The sequence below is a fragment of the Streptomyces sp. NPDC096046 genome, from assembly GCF_040303285.1.
GTDB lineage: Bacteria > Actinomycetota > Actinomycetes > Streptomycetales > Streptomycetaceae > Streptomyces.
Map to the genome: position 1 here is coordinate 1 of NZ_JBEOSZ010000056.1, position 20,405 is coordinate 20,405.

The following is a 20,405-nucleotide window of genomic DNA, read 5'->3' on the forward strand; positions in this document are numbered from 1 at the left end:
AGTACACCCAGTACGAGGGCTTGCACCCGGCACGCCGAGAGCACGCACCGGACGCCGCTCCTTGACGGGCAAACGTTGCCTGCCGCGGCACTAGGGCGGCGGGACCCCGCTGTCCGGGCCCGTCGGGCGTGCGGAGTGCGACGGCACATGCCGCGGGGTTGTGCTGCGGGGGTGGGGCACGGAGGCAGGGCGACGGCCGATTTCGTCAGGGTGTGCGGTGATGCGCCGGGATGTGCTTCCGTGCGCGCCCATGGCAAAGGCCGCATAAGCGACATCTCGCCGATCGGGTGTTGACCCGTCGTGACCGTGTGCTCACGCTGGTGGGCAGCGATTCGCCGTGAGGGGACGACGAGGGCTTCGGTGGACGGCAGTCCTCGTCGAGTGCGGGTCGTTGTTCGGCGTCGGCTTCCTCGGGGTCAGGAAGTCGGGGCGGGAGCGCCGGAGTCGGGTGGCGGCGCGCGCTGCCGGGCTCGGGGCGGGCAGCGCGGCGCCGCCGCCCAGCGGGTGGCGGCCCGGGGCGTGCGGGGCCTACAGGACGGCCACGGGTGCCACCGGGGAACCGGTCGCCCCGGTGAACGGTTCGGGGGTCGCCGTCAGCAGGAACGCGTACCGGCCCGCTTCTCCACAGGCTGTGGACAACTTTTCGAGATTCCAGTTCTGGCCCTGTGGCATGCCCATCTCCACGAGGTGGAGGGCGTGCACCGGCAGCCAGAGGTTCTCCACCTCGGGCGGGAACACCTCGAAGGTGAGGGTGTCGTTGGCGACGGCGGCGACGTCCCGCGCGTGGAACCACTCCGGCGTGCGGATCGACAGCCCCGGCGACGGATACGCGTAGCCGTGCCGGTCCCCGGTCAGGCAGCTCCGGATCTGCCCGGTCCGCACCAGCACGATGTCACCGGCGCGCACCCGTGTGCCGGCCAACTCCTCGGCCATGTCCAGGTCCTCGGGTGTGACCGCGTGTCCGCCGTCGAGCCGGTCCGTGCCGTGAGCCCGGGCGACGTCCAGCAGCACCCCGCGTGAGACGACGTGCCGGACCGTGCCGATGCCGCTGAACCCGGCGCCGCCGTGCGGGGTGACGGTGTGGGCGGGGCGGCCGTTGTACAGCCGGCCCGAGTGCGAGACGTGGGGCAGGGCGTCCCAGTGGGTGGCCGCCTGCAGTCCCATGGTCACCACGTCGTCGCTGCACGCGACCGTGCCCGGGCCGAAGATCTCCTGGTTGATCTGCACCATGGCGTGCAGGGGGTCGACACGGCCGGGGATCATGCCCGTCTGCACGCCGTCCCGCTGGAGGGGCAGGGCGAGAGGGACCCGGTGGCCGGTGCGGACGGTCGCCGCGGCTTCCCTGACCACCTCGTCGGTGATCAGGTTCAGCGTGCCGATCTCGTCGCCGGTCCCCCAACGGCCCCAGTTGTTCACGCGCTCGGCGATGTCGTGGAACACGTCCGGCAGCGACATGAGTCCTCCCCGGGGCTTGCCCGCGCGTATCTGACGGGTCGTAGAATTCGGGCAACGAGTTTCTAACGGTCCGTCAGAAACTGTGGGACGGGAAGGGGCCGGGCGTGGGGAACTTCTTGGCGGGCAAGGTGGTCGCCGTCACGGGTGCCGGGCGGGGCATCGGCCGGGCGGTCGCCCTCGCGGCGGCGGCCGAGGGGGCGAAGGTCGTCGTCAACGACTACGGCGTCTCCGTCGACGGCGCCTCCCCGGCGAGCGAGATCGCCGACACCGTGGTCAAGGAGATCGAGGCGGCGGGCGGCGAGGCCGTGGCCGTCGCCGACGACATCTCCACGATGGCGGGCGGGCAGCGCGTCGTCGACGTGGCGCTGGCGTCGTACGGGCGGCTGGACGGTGTCGTGTGCGTGGCCGGGATCCTGCGCGAACGGATGCTGTTCAACATGACCGAGGAGGAGTGGGACCCCGTCGTCGCGACCCATCTGAAGGGCACGTTCACGGTGTTCCGGGCGGCCTCCGCGGTGATGCGGAAACAGCGTTCCGGCACGCTCATCGGCTTCACCAGCGGCAACCACCAGGGCTCGGTGTCGCAGGCCAACTACAGCGCCGCCAAGGGCGGGATCATCTCGCTCGTGCGCAGCGCCGCGCTCGGGATGCACAAGTACGGGGTGACCGCCAACGCGGTGGCGCCGGTCGCGCGGACCCGGATGTCGGCCGGGGTGCCGACGGAACTGGCCGAGATCGGGGAGCCGGAGGACGTCGCCCCGCTGGTGGTGTACCTGCTGTCCGACGCCGCCGCCCGGCAGGGGGTGACCGGGCAGGTGTACACGGTGGCCGGGGCGAAGATCGCGGTGTGGGCACAGCCGAGGGAACTGCGCGCCGCGTACGCCTCCGGCGGGTGGACCGCGGAACGGATCGCGGAGTGTCTGCCCGGGTCGGTGGGGGTGGATCCGATGCCGATGCTGGAGCGGGTGGCGGGGATGGAGAGGGCGGCGGCTGAGGGAGCGCGGCCCAACGCCCGGTAGCCCGGGGGTTCGAGAGGTTCGGCGGGTGCGGCTTCGTCGGGGTGGTTCGCGCAGTTCCCCGCGCCCTTGAAGGACATGGCTCCACCGCACATCGACAGCGAGGCGGCGATCGTGGATTTCGGACTCACACGAGACGACGAGGACTTCCGTGCCGAGGCTCGGGCCTGGCTCGGCGCGCACGCCCACGGCACGAGTGATCGCCGCGCCTGGGAGCGCACCCTGGGCGCGGCCGGATGGATCGGGCTCGGGTGGGACGGCGACGGCTACGGCAACCGCAGAGCCACCCTCACCCAGCAGGTCGTCTGGGCCGAGGAGTACGCGCGGTCGGCCGCGCCCCCGCGCTCCGGGCACATCGGGGAGAACCTGCTCGCCCCCACCCTCCTCGCGCACGGCAGCGAGGAGCAGAAGTCCCGGTTCCTGCCACCGATCGCACGCGGTGAGGAGCTGTGGTGCCAGGGGTACAGCGAACCCGGCGCCGGATCGGACCTGGCCGGTATCCGTACCGCGGCCGTGCGCGGGCCGGACGGCGGCGCGTACCGCGTCACCGGGCAGAAGATCTGGACGTCACTCGCGCACGAGGCGGACTGGTGTTTCGTGCTGGCCAGGACCGAACCCGGCTCGGCGCGCCACCACGGGCTGACCTTCCTGCTCGTCCCCATGGACCAGCCGGGCCGGATCGAGGTCCGCCCCATCCGGCAGCTGACGGGCACCAGCGACTTCAACGAGGTCTTCTTCGACGGCGCGCACGCGGAACACGTCGTCGGCGGCGAGGGCGACGGCTGGCGCGTCGCCATGAGCCTGCTCGGCTTCGAGCGGGGCGTGTCCACGCTGGCCCAGCAGATCGGGTTCGCCGAGGAACTGGCCGGTGTGGTGCGGGCGGCCGTCGAGTCGGGCGCGGTGCGCGACCCCGTCGTACGGGAGCGGCTCGTGCGGCAGTGGGCCGAGCTGCGCACGATGCGCTGGAACGCCCTGCGCACCCTGGGCGGTTGCGGGGACGCGGGCGCCCCGAGCGTGGCCAAGCTGCTGTGGGCCGGCTGGCACCAGCGACTCGGGGAGCTGGCGGTGCGGGTGCGGGGCGCCGCGGCGAGCGTCGGTCCGTCCGACTGGTCGGCGCGGTCGCCGTACGAACTGGACGCGGCACAGCACCTGTTCCTGTTCTCCCGGGCCGACACGATCTACGGCGGCTCGGACCAGATCCAGCGCACGATCATCGCCGAGCGCGTGCTCGGCCTGCCCAGGGAGCCCAAGGGGGCCGTGTGATGCGAGGCGTGATCTTCGACGGGAAACGGGTCCGGGTCGTGACGGACCTGGAGGTGCGCGAGCCGGGGCCGGGCGAGGTGCGGGTCGCGATCGCGGCGGCCGGACTGTGCCACAGCGATCTGTCGGTGATGGACGGGACCATTCCGTTCCCCGTTCCCGTGGTGCTGGGCCATGAGGGGGCCGGGGTCGTGGAGGCGGTCGGCGGGGGCGTCACCCATGTCGCGCCGGGGGACCACGTGGCGCTGTCCACCCTGGCGAACTGCGGCACGTGCGCGGAGTGCGACCGGGGCCGGCCGACCATGTGCCGGCAGGCCATCGGACGCCCGGGCCGGCCGTTCGGCCACGGCGGCTCCCCGGTGCACCAGTTCGCGTCCAACTCGGCGTTCGCCGAGCGCACGGTCGTCAAGGCCGTTCAGGCGGTCCGCGTCCCCGACGACATTCCGCTGACGTCGGCGGCGCTCATCGGGTGCGGAGTGCTGACGGGGGTGGGCGCCGTACTGAACCGGGCGCGGGTGGACCGCGGCGACAGCGTCCTGGTCATCGGGACGGGCGGCGTCGGCCTGAACGTGCTCCAGGGGGCCCGGCTCGCGGGCGCCGGGCGGATCGTGGCCGTCGACGCGAACCCGGCGAAGGAGGAGATGGCCCGGCGGTTCGGCGCGACCGACTTCCTCACCTCGGCCGAGGGCGTGCGCGACCTCCTGCCCACGGGCGCGGACCACGCCTTCGAGTGCGTCGGCCGCGTGGAGCTGATCCGCCGGGCGATCGACTCCCTGGACCGGCACGGCCAGGCCGTCCTGCTCGGCGTGCCCCCGGCCACGGCCGAGGCGTCCTTCCGCGTCTCCTCGCTGTACCTCGACAAGTCCGTCCTGGGCTGCCGCTACGGCTCCTCCCGCCCGCAGCGGGACATCGCCCTGTACGCCGGCCTGTACCGTCAGGGACGCCTCCTGCTGGACGAACTGGTCACCCGGACCTACCCCGTGGAGGACTTCGAGAAGGCGGCGGCGGACGCGGAGGCGGGGCGGGTGGCGCGGGCGGTGCTCACCTTCTGAGGGCGGCGGCCGTGTCGTTCTCCGCCCGGAACGTCCGCCGGTAGGCGGTGGGCGTGACGCCCAGGGCCGTCTGGAGGTGCTGGCGCATCGACTGGGCCGTGCCGAAGCCCGCGTCCCGGGCCACCTGGTCGACGGAGCGGTCGGTGGCCTCCAGGAGGTGGCGGGCCCGTTCCACGCGCTGCTGGGTGAGCCACTGACCGGGACTGACGCCGGTCTCCTCGCGGAAGCGGCGGGTGAAGGTGCGGACCGACATGGCCTCCCGGGCGGCCATGTCGCGCAGCTGGATCGGCTCGTGGAGGCGGCCCAGGGCCCAGGCGCGGGCGGCGGTGGTGGAAGCCTGCTGCGGGTCGGGCACGGGCCGCGCGATGTACTGCGCCTGCCCGCCGTCGCGGTGCGGCGGTACGACCGTGCGGCGGGCCACGTCGTTGGCGATCGCCGCGCCGTGGTCGCGGCGCACCATGTGCAGGCACAGGTCGATGCCGGCCGCGACACCCGCGGAGGTCAGCACGTCGCCGTCGTCGATGAACAGGACACCCGGGTCGACCTCGATCTGCGGGAAGAGCCGCTGGAACCGGTCGGCGTCGGCCCAGTGCGTGGTGGCGGGGCGGCCGTCGAGGAGACCGGCGGCGGCGAGCACGTAGACGCCGGTGCAGATCGAGGCGAGCCGGGTGCCGGGGCGGATGTGGGCGAGGGCGGCGGCCAGCTCGCCCGTCAGCTCGCCCTGCTCGAAGACCGGTCCGAGCTCGTACGACGCCGGGACGATCACGGTGTCGGCGGTGCCCAGGAGCTCCGGGCCGTGCTCGACCTGGATGGCGAAGTCGGCGTCGGTCCGCACCGGTCCCGGCGGGCGGATCGAGCACGTGACGACGTCGTACAGCAGGCGCCCCCGGGCGTCCCTCGGGCGGCCGAAGATGCGGTGCGGGATGCCCAGTTCGAAGGGGAGCAGGCCGTCGAGGGCGAGGACGACGACCCGGTGCGGGCGGAACTCCGGCTCACGGCGCATGGCCCGATCCTAACGAATGCTGTCCTTCGGGCCACTCGATGGAGCGAGCGGCGGGCCGGAAGCTCTATGTCGTGACCCAGACAACCGATGCGGCGGCCGTCCGGCAGCCGCCGAAGCCGACTCGTGGGCGCGTGCACCGCGCCTGGTTCGTCGCCGCCGTCACCTTCGTGACGATCATCGGCGCCGCCGCCTTCCGTTCCGTGCCGGGCCTGCTCATCGACCCGTTGCACGACGAGTTCGACTGGTCGCGCGGCACGATCGGCGCCGCCGTCTCGGTGAATCTCGCGCTCTACGGCCTGACGGCCCCGTTCGCGGCCGCCCTGATGGACCGCTTCGGCATCCGCCGGGTCGTCGCGGTCGCCCTGACCGTGATCGCGGCCGGCTCCTGGCTCACCGTGTGGATGACCGCCGCCTGGCAGCTGATGCTGTGCTGGGGCCTGCTGGTCGGTCTCGGCTCCGGCTCCATGGCGCTGGCCTTCGCGGCGACCGTCACCAACCGCTGGTTCACCGAACGGCGCGGTCTGGTCAGCGGCATCCTCACCGCCGCCTCGGCCTCCGGCCAGCTGATCTTCCTGCCCCTGCTGTCCTGGATCATCGACCGGTACGACTGGCGCCCGGCGGCGGTGACGGTCGCCCTCGCCGCCCTCGCGGTGGTGCCGTTCGTCTGGCTCCTGCTGCACGACCACCCGGCGGACGTGGGCCAGAAGCCGTACGGTGCCACCGCGTTCGTGCCGAAGCCCCCACCCGTCCCCGGCGCTGCCCGCCGGGCCGTGACCGTCCTGCTCTCCGCCGTGCGCACCGGCCCGTTCTGGCTGCTCGCCGGCACCTTCGCCATCTGCGGCGCCTCCACCAACGGCCTGATCCAGACCCACTTCATCCCCGCGGCGCACGACGTCCACATGCCCGTCCAGGCCGCGGCCTCCCTGCTCGCGGTCATCGGCGTCTTCGACGTCGTCGGCACGATCGCCTCCGGCTGGTTCACCGACCGCTTCGAGCCGCGCCGCCTGCTGGCGGTCTACTACGCGCTGCGGGGCGTGTCCCTGGTGTTCCTCCCGCTCCTGCTCGGCCCGACGGTCCACCCCCCGATGATCTTCTTCATCGTCTTCTACGGACTCGACTGGGTCGCCACCGTCCCGCCGACCCTGGCCCTGTGCCGCGAGCAGTACGGCGAGGACAGCGCGATCGTGTTCGGCTGGGTCCTCGCCTCGCACCAGATCGGCGCCGCCGCCGTCGCCTTCCTGGGCGGCGTCGCCCGCGACACCTTCGGCACGTACGACGTGATGTGGTACGCGTCGGGGGCACTGTGCGCGGCGGCGGCGTTGATGGCGCTGGTGATCCGGCGGAGAGCGGACGGCGCGGTGGCGCCGGTTTGAACCGGGGCGCCGCTTCGGCGTGTGCCTCGTCCGCGCTGCCCGGCGAGGCCGACCCGGGCGTGCTCGGGTGGTTCCCGCGCTCTGCCCTCGGTGCTCATGCGGCTCACTGTCGGCCTTCCGCGGTCCTGCGTGTCCACGGTCCACCGGGGCGGGGACGGGGGACCCGCTCGGGCGTCAGTCCGCCAGCCGCGCGAAGCGCCCCCGGTGGAACAGCAGCGGGTCTCCGGTGTCCTCCGTGCCGAGGGCGGTCACCCCGCCGACCACGATGAGGTGGTCGCCGCCGGTGTGGACGGCGTGGACGGCGCAGTCGATCCACGCCACGGCACCCGCCAGGCGCGGCGCACCCGACACCGGCGCCGCGTCGTAGGCGACGCCCGCGAACTTGTCCGCGCCGCTCACCGCGAACGCCCGGCACAACTCGCCCTGCCCGGCGCCCAGGACGTTCACGCAGAAGACCCCTGCCCGGGCGATGCGCGGCCACGTCGTCGACGTGCGGCCGACCATGAAGGCCACCAGGGGCGGAGCGAGGGAGAGGGACGTGAAGGACTGGCAGGCGAAGCCGGCCGGGGAGTCGCCGTCGGTGGCGGGCGGTGCCGTGATGATCGCCACGCCCGTCGGGAAGGTGCCGAGGACACGGCGGAACTCACGCGGGTCGAGTGGGGCGCGCTCGTCCTCGGCGACACAGCGCAGCTCGGGGCGCGGCAGCGCGTCGACATGCTCCCGGGCGGGTGTGCGGTTCGACCTGAGGTAGCGGACGGCGGCTTCGGCCATCCCTGCTTGTCCCATCACAACGGTCATTGAAACTGACGACTCGTCAGATGGGAAGGGTCAGCGGCCTCTGAACCGCGGGTCCCGCCGCTCGACGAAGCTCCGCACACCGTCCTGCGCGTCGGCCGTCGTCATGTTGATCTCCTGCGCGGCGGCCTCGGCGGCGAAGGCGGTGGTCCGGTCGGTGTCCATCGAGGCGTTGACGAGCTGCTTGGTCAGAGCCAGGGCGCGGGTCGGGCCGCAGGCGAGCCGCTCGGCCCACGCCCGTGCCGTCTTCTCCAGCTCCTCGTCCCTGACGACCCGGTTGACCAGCCCGAGGCGTTCGGCGTCCGGGGCGGAGAGGGCGTCCCCGAAGAACATCAGCTCCTTCGCACGCTGCGGGCCGACGAGACGGGGCAGGAGATAGGCGCCGCCGCCGTCGGGGACCAGGCCACGCCGGACGAACACCTCGATGAAGCGGGCCGATGCGGCCGCCAGGACCAGATCGCAGGCGAACGCGAGGTGCGCCCCGAGGCCGGCCGCCGTGCCGTTCACCGCCGCGATCACCGGCTTCTCGCAGTCGAGGACGGCGGTGATCAGGCGCTGGGCGCCGGTGCGAAGGGTGCGTGCGACATCGCCCGGGAGGCGTTCGCCGGTCGGGCCGGTGCCCCGCAGGTCGGCCCCGGAACAGAAGCCGCGACCCCTGCCCGTGATCACGACCGCGCGTATGTCCGCCGTGGCGGACGCCTCCGACAGCAGCCGGATGATCTCCTCGCGCTGTCCGGCCGTGAGGGCGTTGAGGCTCTCGGGCCGGTTCAGGGTGAGGGTGAGGACATGGACGCCGGTCGTGCGCAGAACAGCGGCCTCCGTCATCAGCGGCACACCACCAGTGCGTCCAGCGCCACGGCACCCTGCCCCCGGGGCAGGACCAGCAGCGGGTTGATGTCCAGTTCGGCGACCTGGTCGCCGAGTTCCAGTGCCATGCGCTGGATCCGCAGGACCACCTCGACCAGCGCGTCCAGATCCGCCGCCGGCCGCCCCCGGACCCCGTCGAGCAGGGCCCGCCCGCGCAGCCCGGAGAGCATGTCCCGCGCCTGCTCCTCCGCGAAGGGCGGCACTCCCACGGCGGTGTCGCGCAGCACCTCGACGAGCACGCCGCCGAGCCCGACGGTCACGGTCGGGCCGAACAGGTCGTCGTGCGTGACACCGACGACCATCTCGACGCCCGGCTCCACCATCTGGCACACCAGGACGCCGTCCAGGCAGACGTCCTCGTAGCGGGCGATGTCCGTCAACTCCCGGTAGGCGTCCCGGACCTGGCTGGCCGAGGTCAGCCCGATCTTCACCAGGCCCAGCTCGGTCTTGTGGGCGATCCGGGCACCGGAGGCCTTCATCACCACCGGGTAGCCCACCAGCCCGGCCGCGCGGACGGCCGCCGCCGCGCTGGTCACCAGCTGCTCGCGCGGTACGCGGATGCCGTACGCCCGCAGCAGCTGCTTCGCCGCGTGCTCGCTGAGCTGCCCGCCGGGCTGCATCAGGGCCTGCGCCTTGCGGTAGGACGGCGAAGGGGTGCGCGGGGCCTCGTCGAAGGGGGAGCGGTAACCGGCCGTGAAACGGTGGTGGGCGAGGTAGGCGCGCACGGCGGTGAGGCAGTTGCCGACCGTGCGGAAGGTGGCCACGCGGGACGATCCGAGCAGGACCTCACGGTAGGCCGGTTCGGTGCCGACCGGGGAACCCCACACCACGCAGACGAGTTTGTCGGTCTGCTCGGCCGCGTCCACCAGGTCGCGCACGAGCCGGTCGCTGAGCGGGGGGAACGGGCCGGTGACCGGACAGATCAGCACGCCCACACCGGGGTCGGCGAGGATCGCGTCGATGATCTTCCGGCCGCGGTGGTCGCCGACCGGGTGGCCGCCGTTGTCGACCGGGTTGGCGACGCTCAGGTACTCGGGTATCCACTGGTGCAGCTCGGCCTGCTTGGCCTCGGACAGCACCGGCAGCCGCAGTCCCGCCCCGGCCGCCAGGTCGGCGACGTGCGCGCCCGTGCCACCGGAGATGGAGTAGAGGACGACCCCGTCGGCGCGTGGCGGGCGGGCCCGGGCCAGCAGGGCGGCCGTGTCCTGGAGTTCGTCGAGCCCGTCGACCCGGATCACGCCGTACTGCCGGAGCGCCGCGTCCACCACCGCGTCCGCGCCGGTCAGCTTGCCGGTGTGGGAGGCGGCTGTGCGGGCGCCGGTCTCGGTACGCCCCACCTTGACGGCGACGACCGGCACGCCGCGCCGGGCGGCCCGGTCGGCGGCGAGCAGGAAGGAACGGCCGTCCTTGAGGCCTTCCAGATAGCAGGCGATGGCGCCGACCTCGGGCTGCTCGGCGAAGTAGGAGAGGAAGTCGGCGCTCTCCAGGTCGGCCTCGTTGCCGGTGGGCGCCCAGTGGGAGAGACGGATGCCGAGTTCCTGGAGGGCGAAGAGGGGGCGGCCCTGGTGGCCGGACTGGGTGATCAACGCGATCGCCGGACCCTCCAGGTCCTCGCGGAACCGCTCGAAGGCGTTGAGGTTGGTGTTGGGCCCCAGCAGCCGCAGGCCGGACCGCTCGACGGCGGCGGCCAGCCGCCGCTGGGCGGCCTCGCCCTGCGGCCCGGTCTCCGCGAACCCGGACGCGAAGACGACCGCGAACCGTGCCTTGGCCTCGGCCAGTTGCTCGATCACCGGAAGGGGGTCGCCGACCAGCACCACCGCCAGGTCGACCTGCTCGGGCAGGTCGGCCACGGAAGGGGAGCAGGGGATGCCGAAGACGGACGGCCGGGCGGGGTGCACCGGGTACAGCCGGGCGCCGACGCGCTCCGTCCAGTCGGCCAGGCGGCGGGTGACGCCGGTGTGGGGGCGCCCCTCGGCGTCCGAGGCGCCGATCACGGCGACGGAGTGGGGTCGGAAGAAGCGGTCCAGGTCGGGGGTGTCGGTGTGCAGCGGCCGCCCGCTGACGTCGAGGTCGTCCGGCTGGGCCGGCCTGCCGTGCACGACGGGCCCGGACCGTTCGCCACAGGCGATGGCCCGGGCCCGTCGGGAGTCGGTGGTGAGGGTGCCGTGAGTCGATCCGAGCATCGTTTCCGCCCGCTCCTGTGAGACAGCCGCTAACTGACGCCTTGTCAGATTACTGAACTGATGCGACGTCAGGAACGGTGCGAGCGGGTGAAGTTGTGCGAACGGTCAGCCGGGCGGCTCGCCCGCGAAGCGAGGCTTCAGAACGGCAGCCGGGACGCGCCCCCGGAGTCGTTCCTCGCGACGGCCTTCGCGATCTTCACCGCGTCGAGCGCCATCTCGCGGAGATTGCCGCTGATCGGGTTGGTGAAGCCGGTGAAGTACAGGCCGGGGGCGTTGCTCGGGGTGCGGGCGCCGTGGGCGACGGGCCTGCCGCGGTCGTCGAGCACGTCGAGGTGGCCGACCAGGTCCTCCAGGGCGCGGACGTACCCGGTGGCGGCGATCACGACGTCCGGGGAGATCCGGGTGCCGTCGGCCAGGGCGATCTTGCCGCCGTCCTCGAAGCCGCCCACGGCGGCCACGATCTCCACCGTGCCCTTGCGCACGGCGTCGATCAGGCCGACGTCCTGCACCGGGATCGCCCCCTGCCGCACCCGCGAGTACAGCCCGGTGTCGGGACGCGGCAGCCCGTGGGCCGACAGGTCGGGCACGGCCACCTTGGCCTGCACCCGGGAGACGCGGTCGACCAGGCCGACCGGCAGCCGGCGGACCAGGACGCCGCTGTACTGGGCGGCCCAGCCGGCCGTCGACCGGCGCACGATGTGCGGGACGGTGCGCACGGCGAGCCGGACCCGGGCGGCACCGCTCTCCACCAGGTCGACGGCGATCTCGGCACCGGTGTTGCCGGCGCCGACGACGAGGACGTCCCGGCCGGCGTAGGGCTTGCCGTTGCGATACTGCCCGGCGTGCAGGAACTCGCCGGTGAAGGCGGCCCGGCCGGGCCAGTCCGGCACGCGCGGGGTGTGGTTGTAGCCGGTGGCGACGACCACGGCCGCCCCGGTCAGTTCCCGGCCGCCGGTGGCGCGCAGCAGCCAGCCCGTGCCGTCGGGGGAGCGTTCGATCCGGGACACCTCGACGCCGGTGACGATCTCGAGGCGGTGGTGCTCGGCGTACTTCTCCAGGTACCGCACCACGTCGTCCCGGGACACCCACCGCCCGAACCGGCGGGGCATGGGCAGGCCGGGCAGGGCGGAGAGGCGGCGGGTGGTGTGCAGGCGCAGGCGGTCGTAGTGGCGGCGCCAGGACGCCCCGACGCGGTCGGACTTCTCCAGGATGACGGCCCGTATGCCCCGGGCGCGCAGCGCGTACGCCGCGGAGAGTCCTCCGGGGCCGCCGCCGATGACGTAGACGGGGCGGTCGGGCGGGGGCTGCGCGGAGGCGTGTGTGGGGGGTGTGGAGTCGGCCATGAGCGGGAGCGTAATCACGGGACTGCTTGATGGGTCTCGGTCAAGACCGGAATTGGTTGCGGATTGATCACGGCTGCGGAGGGAGGGGGAGGGGCTTGTGGTGCGCAGGCCTGCTTGTGGTGGGCAGGTGATGGTTTCTGGTGCCGGCGGCCGTGTCGGCGGTCTGCGGCGATCCCGGTCGGCCGAGCCGGCGGCCGGCCTCCCGGGTGATCCGCGCGGCGCGGCCTCCCGGGCCGGTGCCCGCGGCGGGGTGTGCACGGTGTCCCGGACGTTCTCGCCGGGGCTTGCGCATCGACAGATCTGACGTACCGTCAGATCGCATGGACACGATCTGGCTCACCGGGGCGGAATGGCTGGCCGTGCTGCGGATCGGGCTGGGGCTGTGGTGGCTGGAGAGCTGGCGGCACAAGGACCGCAAGGCCTGGTTCGAACGGGGCACCGGCATCGCGTGGGCGGCCGGCATCGCCGCCGAACACCGCTGGCGCGCCGTCCGTTCGGGCTTCGAGGCGGTCGTCGCACCCCACCCGCGCGCGATGGCGTACATCGTCGTCCACGCGGAACTGGCCCTCGGCCTGGGCCTGATCACCGGCTTCCTCACCCCGGTCGCCCTGGTCGGCGGATTCCTCCTCAACACCCTCTACTTCACGCTCATGGTCCACGACGTGGCCGAACAGGGGCAGAACTCGATGATGGCGCTGATGTCGGTGGTCGGGCTGTTCGGGATGTCCTGGCAGACGTGGTCGCTGGACAGCGCCCTGGGCCTGTTCTGATGACCGCCCGCTTCGACCTGCCCGAACCCGACGCCTTCACCCGGGCGTACTGGGACGCGGCCGCCGAGGGCAGGCTGCTGATCCGCCGCTGCGGGGCCTGCGGCCGGGCCCACCACTATCCGCGCGAGTTTTGTCCCCACTGCTGGAGCGAGGACGTGAGGTGGGAGACGGCGAGCGGCCACGCCACGCTCTACACGTGGTCCGTCGTCCACCGCAACGACCTGCCGCCGTTCCCGGACCGTGTCCCCTACGTCGCCGCCGTGGTCGAACTCGCCGAGGGCCCGCGGATGATGACGGAGATCGTGGGGGCGGAGGGCCACCCGCTCGGCGAGGAGCCGGACCTGTCGGGCGGAGCGGAGCTGGAGGTGGCGTTCCGGGAGGGCGTCCCGGTGTTCCGGACGGTGTCCCGTCCCGAGCCGCCGCCGTTGGCCGGGCCGCGTTGAGGCGGTACGCAGGGTCCAGCCCCGGGACCGGACCGGACCGGAGCCGCTGCCGTTGGCCGGGCCGCGTTGATCGGAAGGGCTGGGCGGTAGGGAGGGTGGCGTCCTGGGGCCCAACCGGATGCCTTTGGCGGTCGCGCCCCGATCGTCCGGGGAGCCGGGCCCGGTGGTGACCGTGTTCTCTCCGTCCCGGCGCCCCGAATTCCGCACCGCGGGTTTGAATGGGACCCATGGCCCCCATACGCGACCGGTCCCTGACCGGCTCCCACCCGGATCTCCACGGCCACGGCCTCCGTCTGCGCCCCTGGGACGCGGGGTCCGGTGCCGACGTCGACACCTGGCTGCGCGGCATGCGGGATCCGGACTTCCGGCACTGGAACACCCCGTTGAGACCGGTCACGGACCGGGCGAGCGCGCGGGAGGCGCTGCTCGCCCGGGCGAGCAGCGCCTTGGAGGGAACGTCGGTGTCGTTCCGGATCGCGGACGCGCGCACCGACACGGCACTGGGGCACATCGGCGTCAACGAGATCAGGTACCACCTGAAGGTCGCCCGGGTCGGCTACTGGGTCCTGCCCGAGGCCCGCGGCCAAGGCGTCGCCACCCGGGCCCTCCTGCTCACCGCCCGCTGGGCGCTGACACAACTCGGGCTGCACCGACTGGAGCTGGATCACGCGGTCGGACACGACGCGTCGTGCCGGATCGCCGAGCGGTGCGGGTTCTCCTACGAGGGCACCCTGCGCGGCGCGGTCTTCCAGGAAGGCCGCCACGACGCGTTCCGGGACGCCCATCTGCACGCACGCCTGGCCACGGACCCGGAGCCGGAGCCGGCAGGGCCGGACGGGCGGAACACGGGCATGTGACGCGCGCCACCGCGAAGGGGCGATCAGTTCGTGCGGCACGGCCGGTCTTACCCGGCGACCGCGGCATCCCCGCTGCGGAACCGCAGAGAAGAGAAGGGACCGGCCGAGATGACCGCACCCGTGAAGGGCCCCGCCAGCTACTTCCCGTCCATCGAGAAGAAGTACGGCCGGCCGATCGCCGACTGGCAGGAGCTCATCCGCAGCTCGCCACTGACCCGGCACATGGAGCTCGTCACCTGGCTCAAGACCGAGCACGGCCTGGGACACGGCCACGCCAACGCGCTGGTGGCGCACACGCTCGCCGAGGACAGCGGCACCTGAGCCGGACGGCCCGCGAAAAATGGGGCGTGCCCCGAAGGCCGCCCACGGCACCATGAACCATGGACACAGGCACAGGCACAGGCACAGGCACCGCGACCGACACCGAAACCGGTGGCTGGCGCCTCACCCATGACCTCGACGACTTCCTGACCCGCGCGGGCGCCTTCCTCCGCTCCCGGCCGGCGCTGCACACCGTGCCGCTGACGGTCACGGAGACGCTGCGCACGCGCGGCCGGAGCGTGTACGGCGCCGGAGCGCCGGAGTTCGGCCTGCTGGAACGCGACGGCGCCGTCCGGGCGACCTTCTTCCGCACCCCGCCGCACTGGCTCAACCTCACGGCCCTCACCCCCCGGGACGCCGACGCCCTCGCCGCGCGGCTGGCCGCCCTCGGGCACCGCCCACCCGGCGTGAACGCGCCGTGCGACACCGCCGCCGCCTTCGCCGGGGCCTGGCAGCGGCACACGGGCGTGACAGCGACCCTCCGCCGGCGCCAGCGGCTCTACCGGCTCGGCACCCTGACCGCGCCCGGACCCGTACCGCCCGGCCGACCCCGGGTCGCGGTCGCAGCGGACCGCGAGCGACTCGTCCGCTGGTACGACGAGTTCAGCGAGTCCGTCGGCCAAGGCACCGCCGGCGACTCCGCCGAGTGGGCGGACGCCCGTATCGACAGCGGCGACGTCATCTTCTGGGAGACCCCCGACGGCGTCCCCGTCGCCATGGCCGGCACCGGTCCGCAGGTCGCCGGCCAGCTCCGGGTCGCGACCGTCTACACCCCGTCCCACCTGCGCGGCCGCGGCTACGCGGGCGCGGCCACGACCGAGGTCAGCCGTGCCGCCCTGGCCGGTGGAGCGGACGAGGTCCTCCTCTTCACCGACCTGGCCAACCCGACCAGCAACAGCCTCTACCAACGCATCGGCTACCGCCCGGTGGCGGACTTCGAGGTGTACGACTTCACGGGCTGAGGCCGTTTCGGCGGGTCGGGCCGTGGGCCGGACGACCCGGAACCGAGGTCCTGATTCCGAGGCCGTCGGTCAGGTGGCGGGCGTCGGTCGCGCGAAACGCCCCCTCACGGCCAGAGCAGCTCCCGCGACCACTCCTCCGCGGCCGTCTCCTCCCCGTCCCGCCGGTAGCGGAGCCGGACATGCCGACGGCGCTCGTCGCCCTGGAAGAACTCGACCTCCTCCGCCCGCAGCCGGTACAGCGTCCAGGACGGCACCGGCGCCTCCGGTTCCCGTGAGGCCCGTTCCCACGCCGACTCCGAGACGCGGGCCAGTTCGTCCAGGGAGGCGAGCACCTCGCTCTGGCGTCCGGTCAGCGCGGCTGCCAGCGCACCCGTCGAGCGGGCGTGCAGGTCGCCCTGGGCCTCCGCGGACGGGGCCGCCGACACCGGGCCGCGTACCCGCACCTGGCGGCCCAGCACCGGCCAGTAGAAGCCGAGCGCGGCGTACGGCCGGCCGGTGAGGTGCCGGCCCTTGCGGCTGCCGGCGTGGGACGCGAAGGACCAGCCGTCGGCGTCCGCGCCGTGCAGCATCACGATCCGCACGTCGGGCAGGCCCGACTCGTCCGAGGTCGCCAGCGACATGGTGTGCGGCTCGGTCTGGCCGGCCGCCACCGCCGCCGCGAACCACTCGGCGAAGAGGGGCAGGGGAGCGGCCGGGGCGGTGGCCGGGTCGAAGGAGGGCAGGTCGGTGACCTCCGGGTCCCAGACCCGCAGTGACCTCAGCAGCTCGTGAAGATCGGTTGCCATGCCTCGATTGTCACCGCCCCCGGCACCGCCAGGCACCAGATCAGCCCGCCTTTCAGCACCACCGGGCCCCTGGCCCATCCCGGCACCAGTCAGGCGCCTTTCAGCACCACCGGGCCCCTGGCCCATCCCGGCACCAGTCAGGCGCCTTTCAGCACCACCGGGCCCCTGGCCTATCCCGGCACCAGTCAGGCGCCTTTCAGCACCACCGGGCCCCTGGCCTATCCCGGCACCAGTCAGGCGCCTTTCAGCACCACCGGGCCCCCGGCCCATCCCGGCATCACAGGCACCCTCAGCACCACCAGGGCCCCGGCACCCCCGGCGCCATCCGGAGCCCTAGTGGGTCACACCTGCCCCAGGTCCGACGACACCCACCGCTCGGGCCGCATCCGCAGTACCAGCTGCGCCCCGTGGTTCTTCCAGGCGAAGTCCACGTAGCCGTCGACCTTGTCGGCCGGCAGGTAGCGTGCCGAGATCTCCCGGAGCTGTTCGAGGGTCGCGGGGGCCGTGTCGACCACCGGCCCCTCCACGGACACGTACCGGATCGTGGGCTCGACCCGGTCCACCATGAGGGAGAACCGGCCCGCCGCACCGATCAGCTCGTTCTTCCGGGAGTCGCGCCCGGTCATGATCCAGATGTCGCTGCCGGGCTCGTACTGGTACCAGATAGGCACGGTGAGCGGGGCGCGGCCCGCCCCCGCGTCGACCGCGAGCGCCGCGATGTGCGGCTCGGCCAGGAACTGTTCGCGTTCTTCGCGGGTCAGGGCCACCACGGTCTCCTTCGGCAGAACGGTCATCACTCGGTTCAACGCCGTGACGCCGCGCGCGTGTTCCCCCCGGTTCGCGGCCGATCAGCCCGCCCCCAGCACCACCGTCCCCGACGAGCAGAACCAACCCCCCGTCCCCGACGCCACCGCCAGCCCGGGCAGTGCGCCGTCCCTCCGCCGCACCTGCCTCGGCCCGCACTCCCCGCGCAGCTGCCGCACCGCCTCCACCAGCAGGAACAGCCCGCGCATCCCGGGATGCTGGGCCGACAGCCCGCCGCCGTCGGTGTTCACCGGCAGCGCACCGCCCTCGACCCGCAGCCGCCCCTTCTCCACGAACGCCCCGCCCTCGCCCTTCCCGCAGAAGCCGAGGTCCTCCAGTGTCACCAGGGTCATGTAGGTGAACGCGTCGTAGATCTCGGCGAAGTCGATCTCCGACGGCCGGACCCCCGCTCGTTCGAACGCCAGCCGCCCGCTTACCGCCGCCGGCGAGACCGTGAAGTCCGGCCACTCCGACATGGACGCGTGCGAGACGGCCTCTCCCGTCCCCAGCACCCACACCGGTGCGGTGCGGCAGTCCCGTACGTACTCCTCCGCCGCCAGCAGCACCGCGGCCCCGCCGTCGGAGCGGACGCAGCAGTGCAGTTTGGTGAAGGGGTCCGCGATCAGGGGGCCGGCCTGCACCTCGTCGACGGTGACGGGGGTGCGGAACATCGCCTCCGGGTTGAGGGCCGCGTTGGCCCGGGCCTGCACCGCCACCTCCGCGAGCTGCTCGATCGTCGTGCCGTACTCGATCATGTGGCGGCGGGCCGCCATGGCGTACTTGGCGATCAGGGTGTGGCCGTAGGGGACTTCGAACTGCGAGGGGCCTCGCGTGCCGAAGGACAGCGTCCCGGTGCGGCGGCCCGCGAGGACGTCCGCGCGGGCCGTCGAGCCGTACACGAGCAGCACCGCGCGGGCGTGCCCGGCCGTGATCGCGTCCGCCGCGTGGGCCGCCATGACCTCCCAGGTGGATCCGCCCACAGAGGTGGAGTCGACCCAGCTGGGACGCAGGCCCAGATACTCGGCGACCTCGATCGGGGCGAGGGTGCCCAGGCCCGCCGAGGCGAAGCCGTCGACCAGTGACCGGTCCAGGCCCGCGTCGGCCAGGGCGCGGCGGGCCGCCTGGGCGTGCAGGGCGTACGGGGTCGCGTCGTCCAGGCGGCCGCAGTCCGACAAGGCCACGCCGACGACGGCCGCTCTCCTCCTGGCCACCATGAATCTGACGGTACATCAGATATGCGGGAGTGGCAGGACTCTGGGCTTCCCTGATCCGCCGACCTAATATGACACACCGTCAGCTGCGGAGAGAGGTGCCCCATGGACGCCCGCTTCACCGACGAACAGGACGAGATCCGCCGCACCCTGCGCGAACTGCTGACCAAGCGGTGCGGTCCCGAGGAGCTGTGGGCCGCCGTCGACACCCCGGCCGGTCACGACCGGGCCCTGTGGGCCACCCTCGCCGAACGGCTCGGCCTGCCCGCCCTGGCCCTCCCCGAGGCCTACGGCGGTGTCGGCTGCTCGGCGACCGAACTGGCACTGGCCTGCGAGGAGACGGGCCGGGCCCTCGCCCCCACGCCCCTGCTCGCCACCGCCGTGCTCACCGCCCCGCTGCTGCTGGCCCTCGGCACCGGCGCCCAGCGCGCCGCACTGCTGCCGCCCATCGCCTCCGGCCACCTCACCGCCGCCCTCGCCGTGCCGGGGGCGGCCCTCGCCACCGCCCTCGCGCTCACCGGCCACGACCGGCGCGGTCGGTGGGCGGGCGGCGGACGGGCCGGGGGAGTGCAGGCCCGGCGGGCGGAGGGCGGCTGGCGGCTGTACGGGCAGGTCGAGCAGGTCCTCGACGGGCACAGTGCTCACCTGCTGGTGGTCGCCGCGCACACCGGGGGGTTCGCCCGGTCCCGGGTGCTGCCCTTCCTCGTCAGCGGTGACGCCGCCGGTCTGACACGTGCCCGGCAGACGGCGCTGGACGCGACCCGTCCGCAGGGGCGCATCCAACTGCGCGACACCCCGGCCGAGTTGCTGGGCGGCGAGGCCGTGGACGTCCTGACCGCCCTCGCCCGGCTCGGTGACACGGCCGCGGCCTGTCTCGCGGCCGAGGCCGTGGGGGCCGCCGACCGGGTGCTGGAGCGGACCGTCGCATACGTGGCGCGGCGCGAGCAGTTCGGGCGGCCGGTCGGCTCCTTCCAGGCGGTCAAGCACCGGCTGGCCGACGCGTATGTCCAGGTGCAGGCGGCCCGCTCGGCGGCGTACTACGCGGCTTGGGCCACCACCGAAGCCATGGCCGCGGATGCCATGGCCGCAGATGCCACTGCCGTGTGCGCCATCGCTGCCGAAGCCACCGTCGGCCCCGCCGCCGAAGCCACCGCCGCCCACGCGCCCGCCCCGGCCCCCGCTCCCGCTCGCGCCCCCGAGGACACGGCCGGCGGCCTCGCCCTCGCCCAGGCGCTCGAAGCCCTGCGCCGCGCCGCCGCCGAGGGGATCCAGTTGCACGGCGGCATCGGGTTCACCTGGGAACACGAGGCTCACCTGTACTTCAAGCGTGCCGCGGGCGACGAGCTGCTGTTCGGGCCGGTGCACCGGCTGCGGGCGCACGCCGCCGACGCGGCACACGTCTTCGAGGAGGCCGGCACATGAGGGGCGCGCGCGTGGTGCAGAAGATGTCGTCGACGAGGGGCTTCGCCCGCGTGGCGCCGCATGTGGTGCCCGCCCTCGACCGGGTCGTGCACCGGCTCACCCGGGGAAGGGTGCTGCTCAGCGCCCAACTGCTCCCCGGTGTGGTGCTGACCTCGACCGGGGCGAGGAGCGGGCTGGCCCGGCGTACGCCGCTGGCCTGTATGGCGGAGGACGGCGGGCGCGCCTGGATCGTCGTCGGGTCCAACTTCGGGCGGCCGGGGCACCCCGCCTGGAGTCACAACCTGCTCGCTCATCCCGACGCCGAGGTCAACTGGAAGGGGCAGGACATCCCGGTCACGGCCCTGCTGCTGGCGGGGGAGGAGCGGGCGGCGGCGTGGCGGGCGCTGCTGGCGTTCTGGCCGCCGTACGCGACGTACCAGGCGCGAGTGGAGCGGGAGATCCGGGTGTTCCGGCTCGTACGGAGGTAGGGGGAGAGAGGTACAA

Annotated in this window: 20 protein-coding genes; 11 read left to right on the forward strand and 9 right to left on the reverse strand. The window is 73.5% G+C overall.

From position 1 onward, the window contains the following. Nucleotides 1-528: 528 nt before the first annotated feature. Nucleotides 529-1,455 (reverse strand): cyclase family protein, encoded by a 927-nt coding sequence (locus tag ABTX62_RS32805; RefSeq protein ID WP_352119575.1) that lies wholly within the window; start codon nt 1,453-1,455, stop codon nt 529-531. 104 nt (nt 1,456-1,559) lie between these two features. Between ABTX62_RS32805 and ABTX62_RS32810 the strand changes: the two genes are divergently transcribed. From ABTX62_RS32810 to ABTX62_RS32820, 3 genes are all read left to right on the forward strand, one after another. Further along, the gene (locus ABTX62_RS32810) at nt 1,560-2,474 is read left to right on the forward strand and encodes an SDR family NAD(P)-dependent oxidoreductase (RefSeq protein ID WP_352119576.1); all 915 of its coding nucleotides are present in this window, start codon (nt 1,560-1,562) and stop codon (nt 2,472-2,474) included. Nucleotides 2,475-2,585: 111 nt separating this feature from the next. Next, the gene (locus ABTX62_RS32815) at nt 2,586-3,734 is read left to right on the forward strand and encodes an acyl-CoA dehydrogenase family protein (protein ID WP_352119610.1); all 1,149 of its coding nucleotides are present in this window, start codon (nt 2,586-2,588) and stop codon (nt 3,732-3,734) included. After that, nucleotides 3,734-4,783 (forward strand): Zn-dependent alcohol dehydrogenase, encoded by a 1,050-nt coding sequence (locus tag ABTX62_RS32820; RefSeq protein ID WP_352119577.1) that lies wholly within the window; start codon nt 3,734-3,736, stop codon nt 4,781-4,783. The genes ABTX62_RS32815 and ABTX62_RS32820 overlap by 1 nt, the downstream gene beginning before the upstream one ends. On the opposite strand, the gene ABTX62_RS32825 is transcribed toward ABTX62_RS32820, so the two are convergent. Continuing rightward, nucleotides 4,773-5,786 (reverse strand): GlxA family transcriptional regulator, encoded by a 1,014-nt coding sequence (locus ABTX62_RS32825; protein WP_352119578.1) that lies wholly within the window; start codon nt 5,784-5,786, stop codon nt 4,773-4,775. The genes ABTX62_RS32820 and ABTX62_RS32825 overlap by 11 nt on opposite strands. 71 nt (nt 5,787-5,857) lie before the next feature. Here ABTX62_RS32825 and ABTX62_RS32830 point away from each other — a divergent pair, with 71 nt between their 5' ends. Beyond that, nucleotides 5,858-7,159, forward strand: coding sequence for an MFS transporter (locus ABTX62_RS32830; RefSeq protein ID WP_352119579.1), 1,302 nt, complete (start codon nt 5,858-5,860; stop codon nt 7,157-7,159). A 174-nt stretch (nt 7,160-7,333) separates the two neighbouring features. Here ABTX62_RS32830 and ABTX62_RS32835 read toward each other — a convergent pair whose 3' ends face one another. From ABTX62_RS32835 to ABTX62_RS32850, 4 genes are all read right to left on the reverse strand, one after another. Beyond that, nucleotides 7,334-7,945 (reverse strand): flavin reductase family protein, encoded by a 612-nt coding sequence (locus ABTX62_RS32835; protein ID WP_352119580.1) that lies wholly within the window; start codon nt 7,943-7,945, stop codon nt 7,334-7,336. 42 nt (nt 7,946-7,987) lie between these two features. Further along, nucleotides 7,988-8,779: an enoyl-CoA hydratase/isomerase family protein gene (locus ABTX62_RS32840; protein ID WP_352119581.1), complete on the reverse strand. Its 792-nt coding sequence runs from the start codon at nt 8,777-8,779 to the stop codon at nt 7,988-7,990. After that, entirely contained in the window at nt 8,779-11,004 is a 2,226-nt protein-coding gene (locus tag ABTX62_RS32845) for an acetate--CoA ligase family protein (protein WP_352119582.1), read from the reverse strand. The genes ABTX62_RS32840 and ABTX62_RS32845 overlap by 1 nt, the downstream gene beginning before the upstream one ends. Nucleotides 11,005-11,141: 137 nt before the next feature. Next, entirely contained in the window at nt 11,142-12,347 is a 1,206-nt protein-coding gene (locus ABTX62_RS32850; protein WP_352119583.1) for a flavin-containing monooxygenase, read from the reverse strand. Nucleotides 12,348-12,667: 320 nt separating this feature from the next. On the opposite strand from ABTX62_RS32850, the gene ABTX62_RS32855 reads away from it, so the two are divergent. From ABTX62_RS32855 to ABTX62_RS32875, 5 genes are all read left to right on the forward strand, one after another. Beyond that, complete coding sequence (locus ABTX62_RS32855; protein ID WP_352119584.1) at nt 12,668-13,117, forward strand: DoxX family protein; 450 nt, start codon at nt 12,668-12,670, stop codon at nt 13,115-13,117. Further along, entirely contained in the window at nt 13,117-13,560 is a 444-nt protein-coding gene (locus tag ABTX62_RS32860) for a Zn-ribbon domain-containing OB-fold protein (RefSeq protein WP_352119585.1), read from the forward strand. The genes ABTX62_RS32855 and ABTX62_RS32860 overlap by 1 nt, the downstream gene beginning before the upstream one ends. 227 nt (nt 13,561-13,787) lie before the next feature. Continuing rightward, the gene (locus tag ABTX62_RS32865; RefSeq protein ID WP_352119586.1) at nt 13,788-14,417 is read left to right on the forward strand and encodes a GNAT family N-acetyltransferase; all 630 of its coding nucleotides are present in this window, start codon (nt 13,788-13,790) and stop codon (nt 14,415-14,417) included. Between the two features lie 108 nt (nt 14,418-14,525). Then, the gene (locus tag ABTX62_RS32870; RefSeq protein WP_352119587.1) at nt 14,526-14,738 is read left to right on the forward strand and encodes a DUF4287 domain-containing protein; all 213 of its coding nucleotides are present in this window, start codon (nt 14,526-14,528) and stop codon (nt 14,736-14,738) included. Between the two features lie 59 nt (nt 14,739-14,797). Beyond that, nucleotides 14,798-15,700 carry a GNAT family N-acetyltransferase gene (locus tag ABTX62_RS32875; protein WP_352119588.1) on the forward strand — a complete coding sequence of 301 codons (903 nt, stop codon included), beginning with the start codon at nt 14,798-14,800 and terminating at the stop codon, nt 15,698-15,700. A 104-nt stretch (nt 15,701-15,804) separates the two neighbouring features. Here the strand turns inward: ABTX62_RS32875 and ABTX62_RS32880 are convergent, their stop codons facing one another. From ABTX62_RS32880 to ABTX62_RS32890, 3 genes are all read right to left on the reverse strand, one after another. Beyond that, nucleotides 15,805-16,485 carry a pyridoxine/pyridoxamine 5'-phosphate oxidase gene (locus ABTX62_RS32880; protein ID WP_352119589.1) on the reverse strand — a complete coding sequence of 227 codons (681 nt, stop codon included), beginning with the start codon at nt 16,483-16,485 and terminating at the stop codon, nt 15,805-15,807. Nucleotides 16,486-16,826: 341 nt separating this feature from the next. Continuing rightward, nucleotides 16,827-17,252 (reverse strand): pyridoxamine 5'-phosphate oxidase family protein, encoded by a 426-nt coding sequence (locus ABTX62_RS32885; protein ID WP_352119611.1) that lies wholly within the window; start codon nt 17,250-17,252, stop codon nt 16,827-16,829. Between the two features lie 81 nt (nt 17,253-17,333). Beyond that, nucleotides 17,334-18,503 carry a thiolase C-terminal domain-containing protein gene (locus ABTX62_RS32890; RefSeq protein WP_352119590.1) on the reverse strand — a complete coding sequence of 390 codons (1,170 nt, stop codon included), beginning with the start codon at nt 18,501-18,503 and terminating at the stop codon, nt 17,334-17,336. A 102-nt stretch (nt 18,504-18,605) separates the two neighbouring features. Here ABTX62_RS32890 and ABTX62_RS32895 point away from each other — a divergent pair, with 102 nt between their 5' ends. After that, nucleotides 18,606-19,922 (forward strand): acyl-CoA dehydrogenase family protein, encoded by a 1,317-nt coding sequence (locus tag ABTX62_RS32895; RefSeq protein ID WP_352119591.1) that lies wholly within the window; start codon nt 18,606-18,608, stop codon nt 19,920-19,922. Then, entirely contained in the window at nt 19,919-20,389 is a 471-nt protein-coding gene (locus ABTX62_RS32900; RefSeq protein ID WP_352119592.1) for a nitroreductase/quinone reductase family protein, read from the forward strand. Before ABTX62_RS32895 ends, ABTX62_RS32900 begins: the two co-directional genes overlap by 4 nt. Nucleotides 20,390-20,405: the final 16 nt, after the last annotated feature.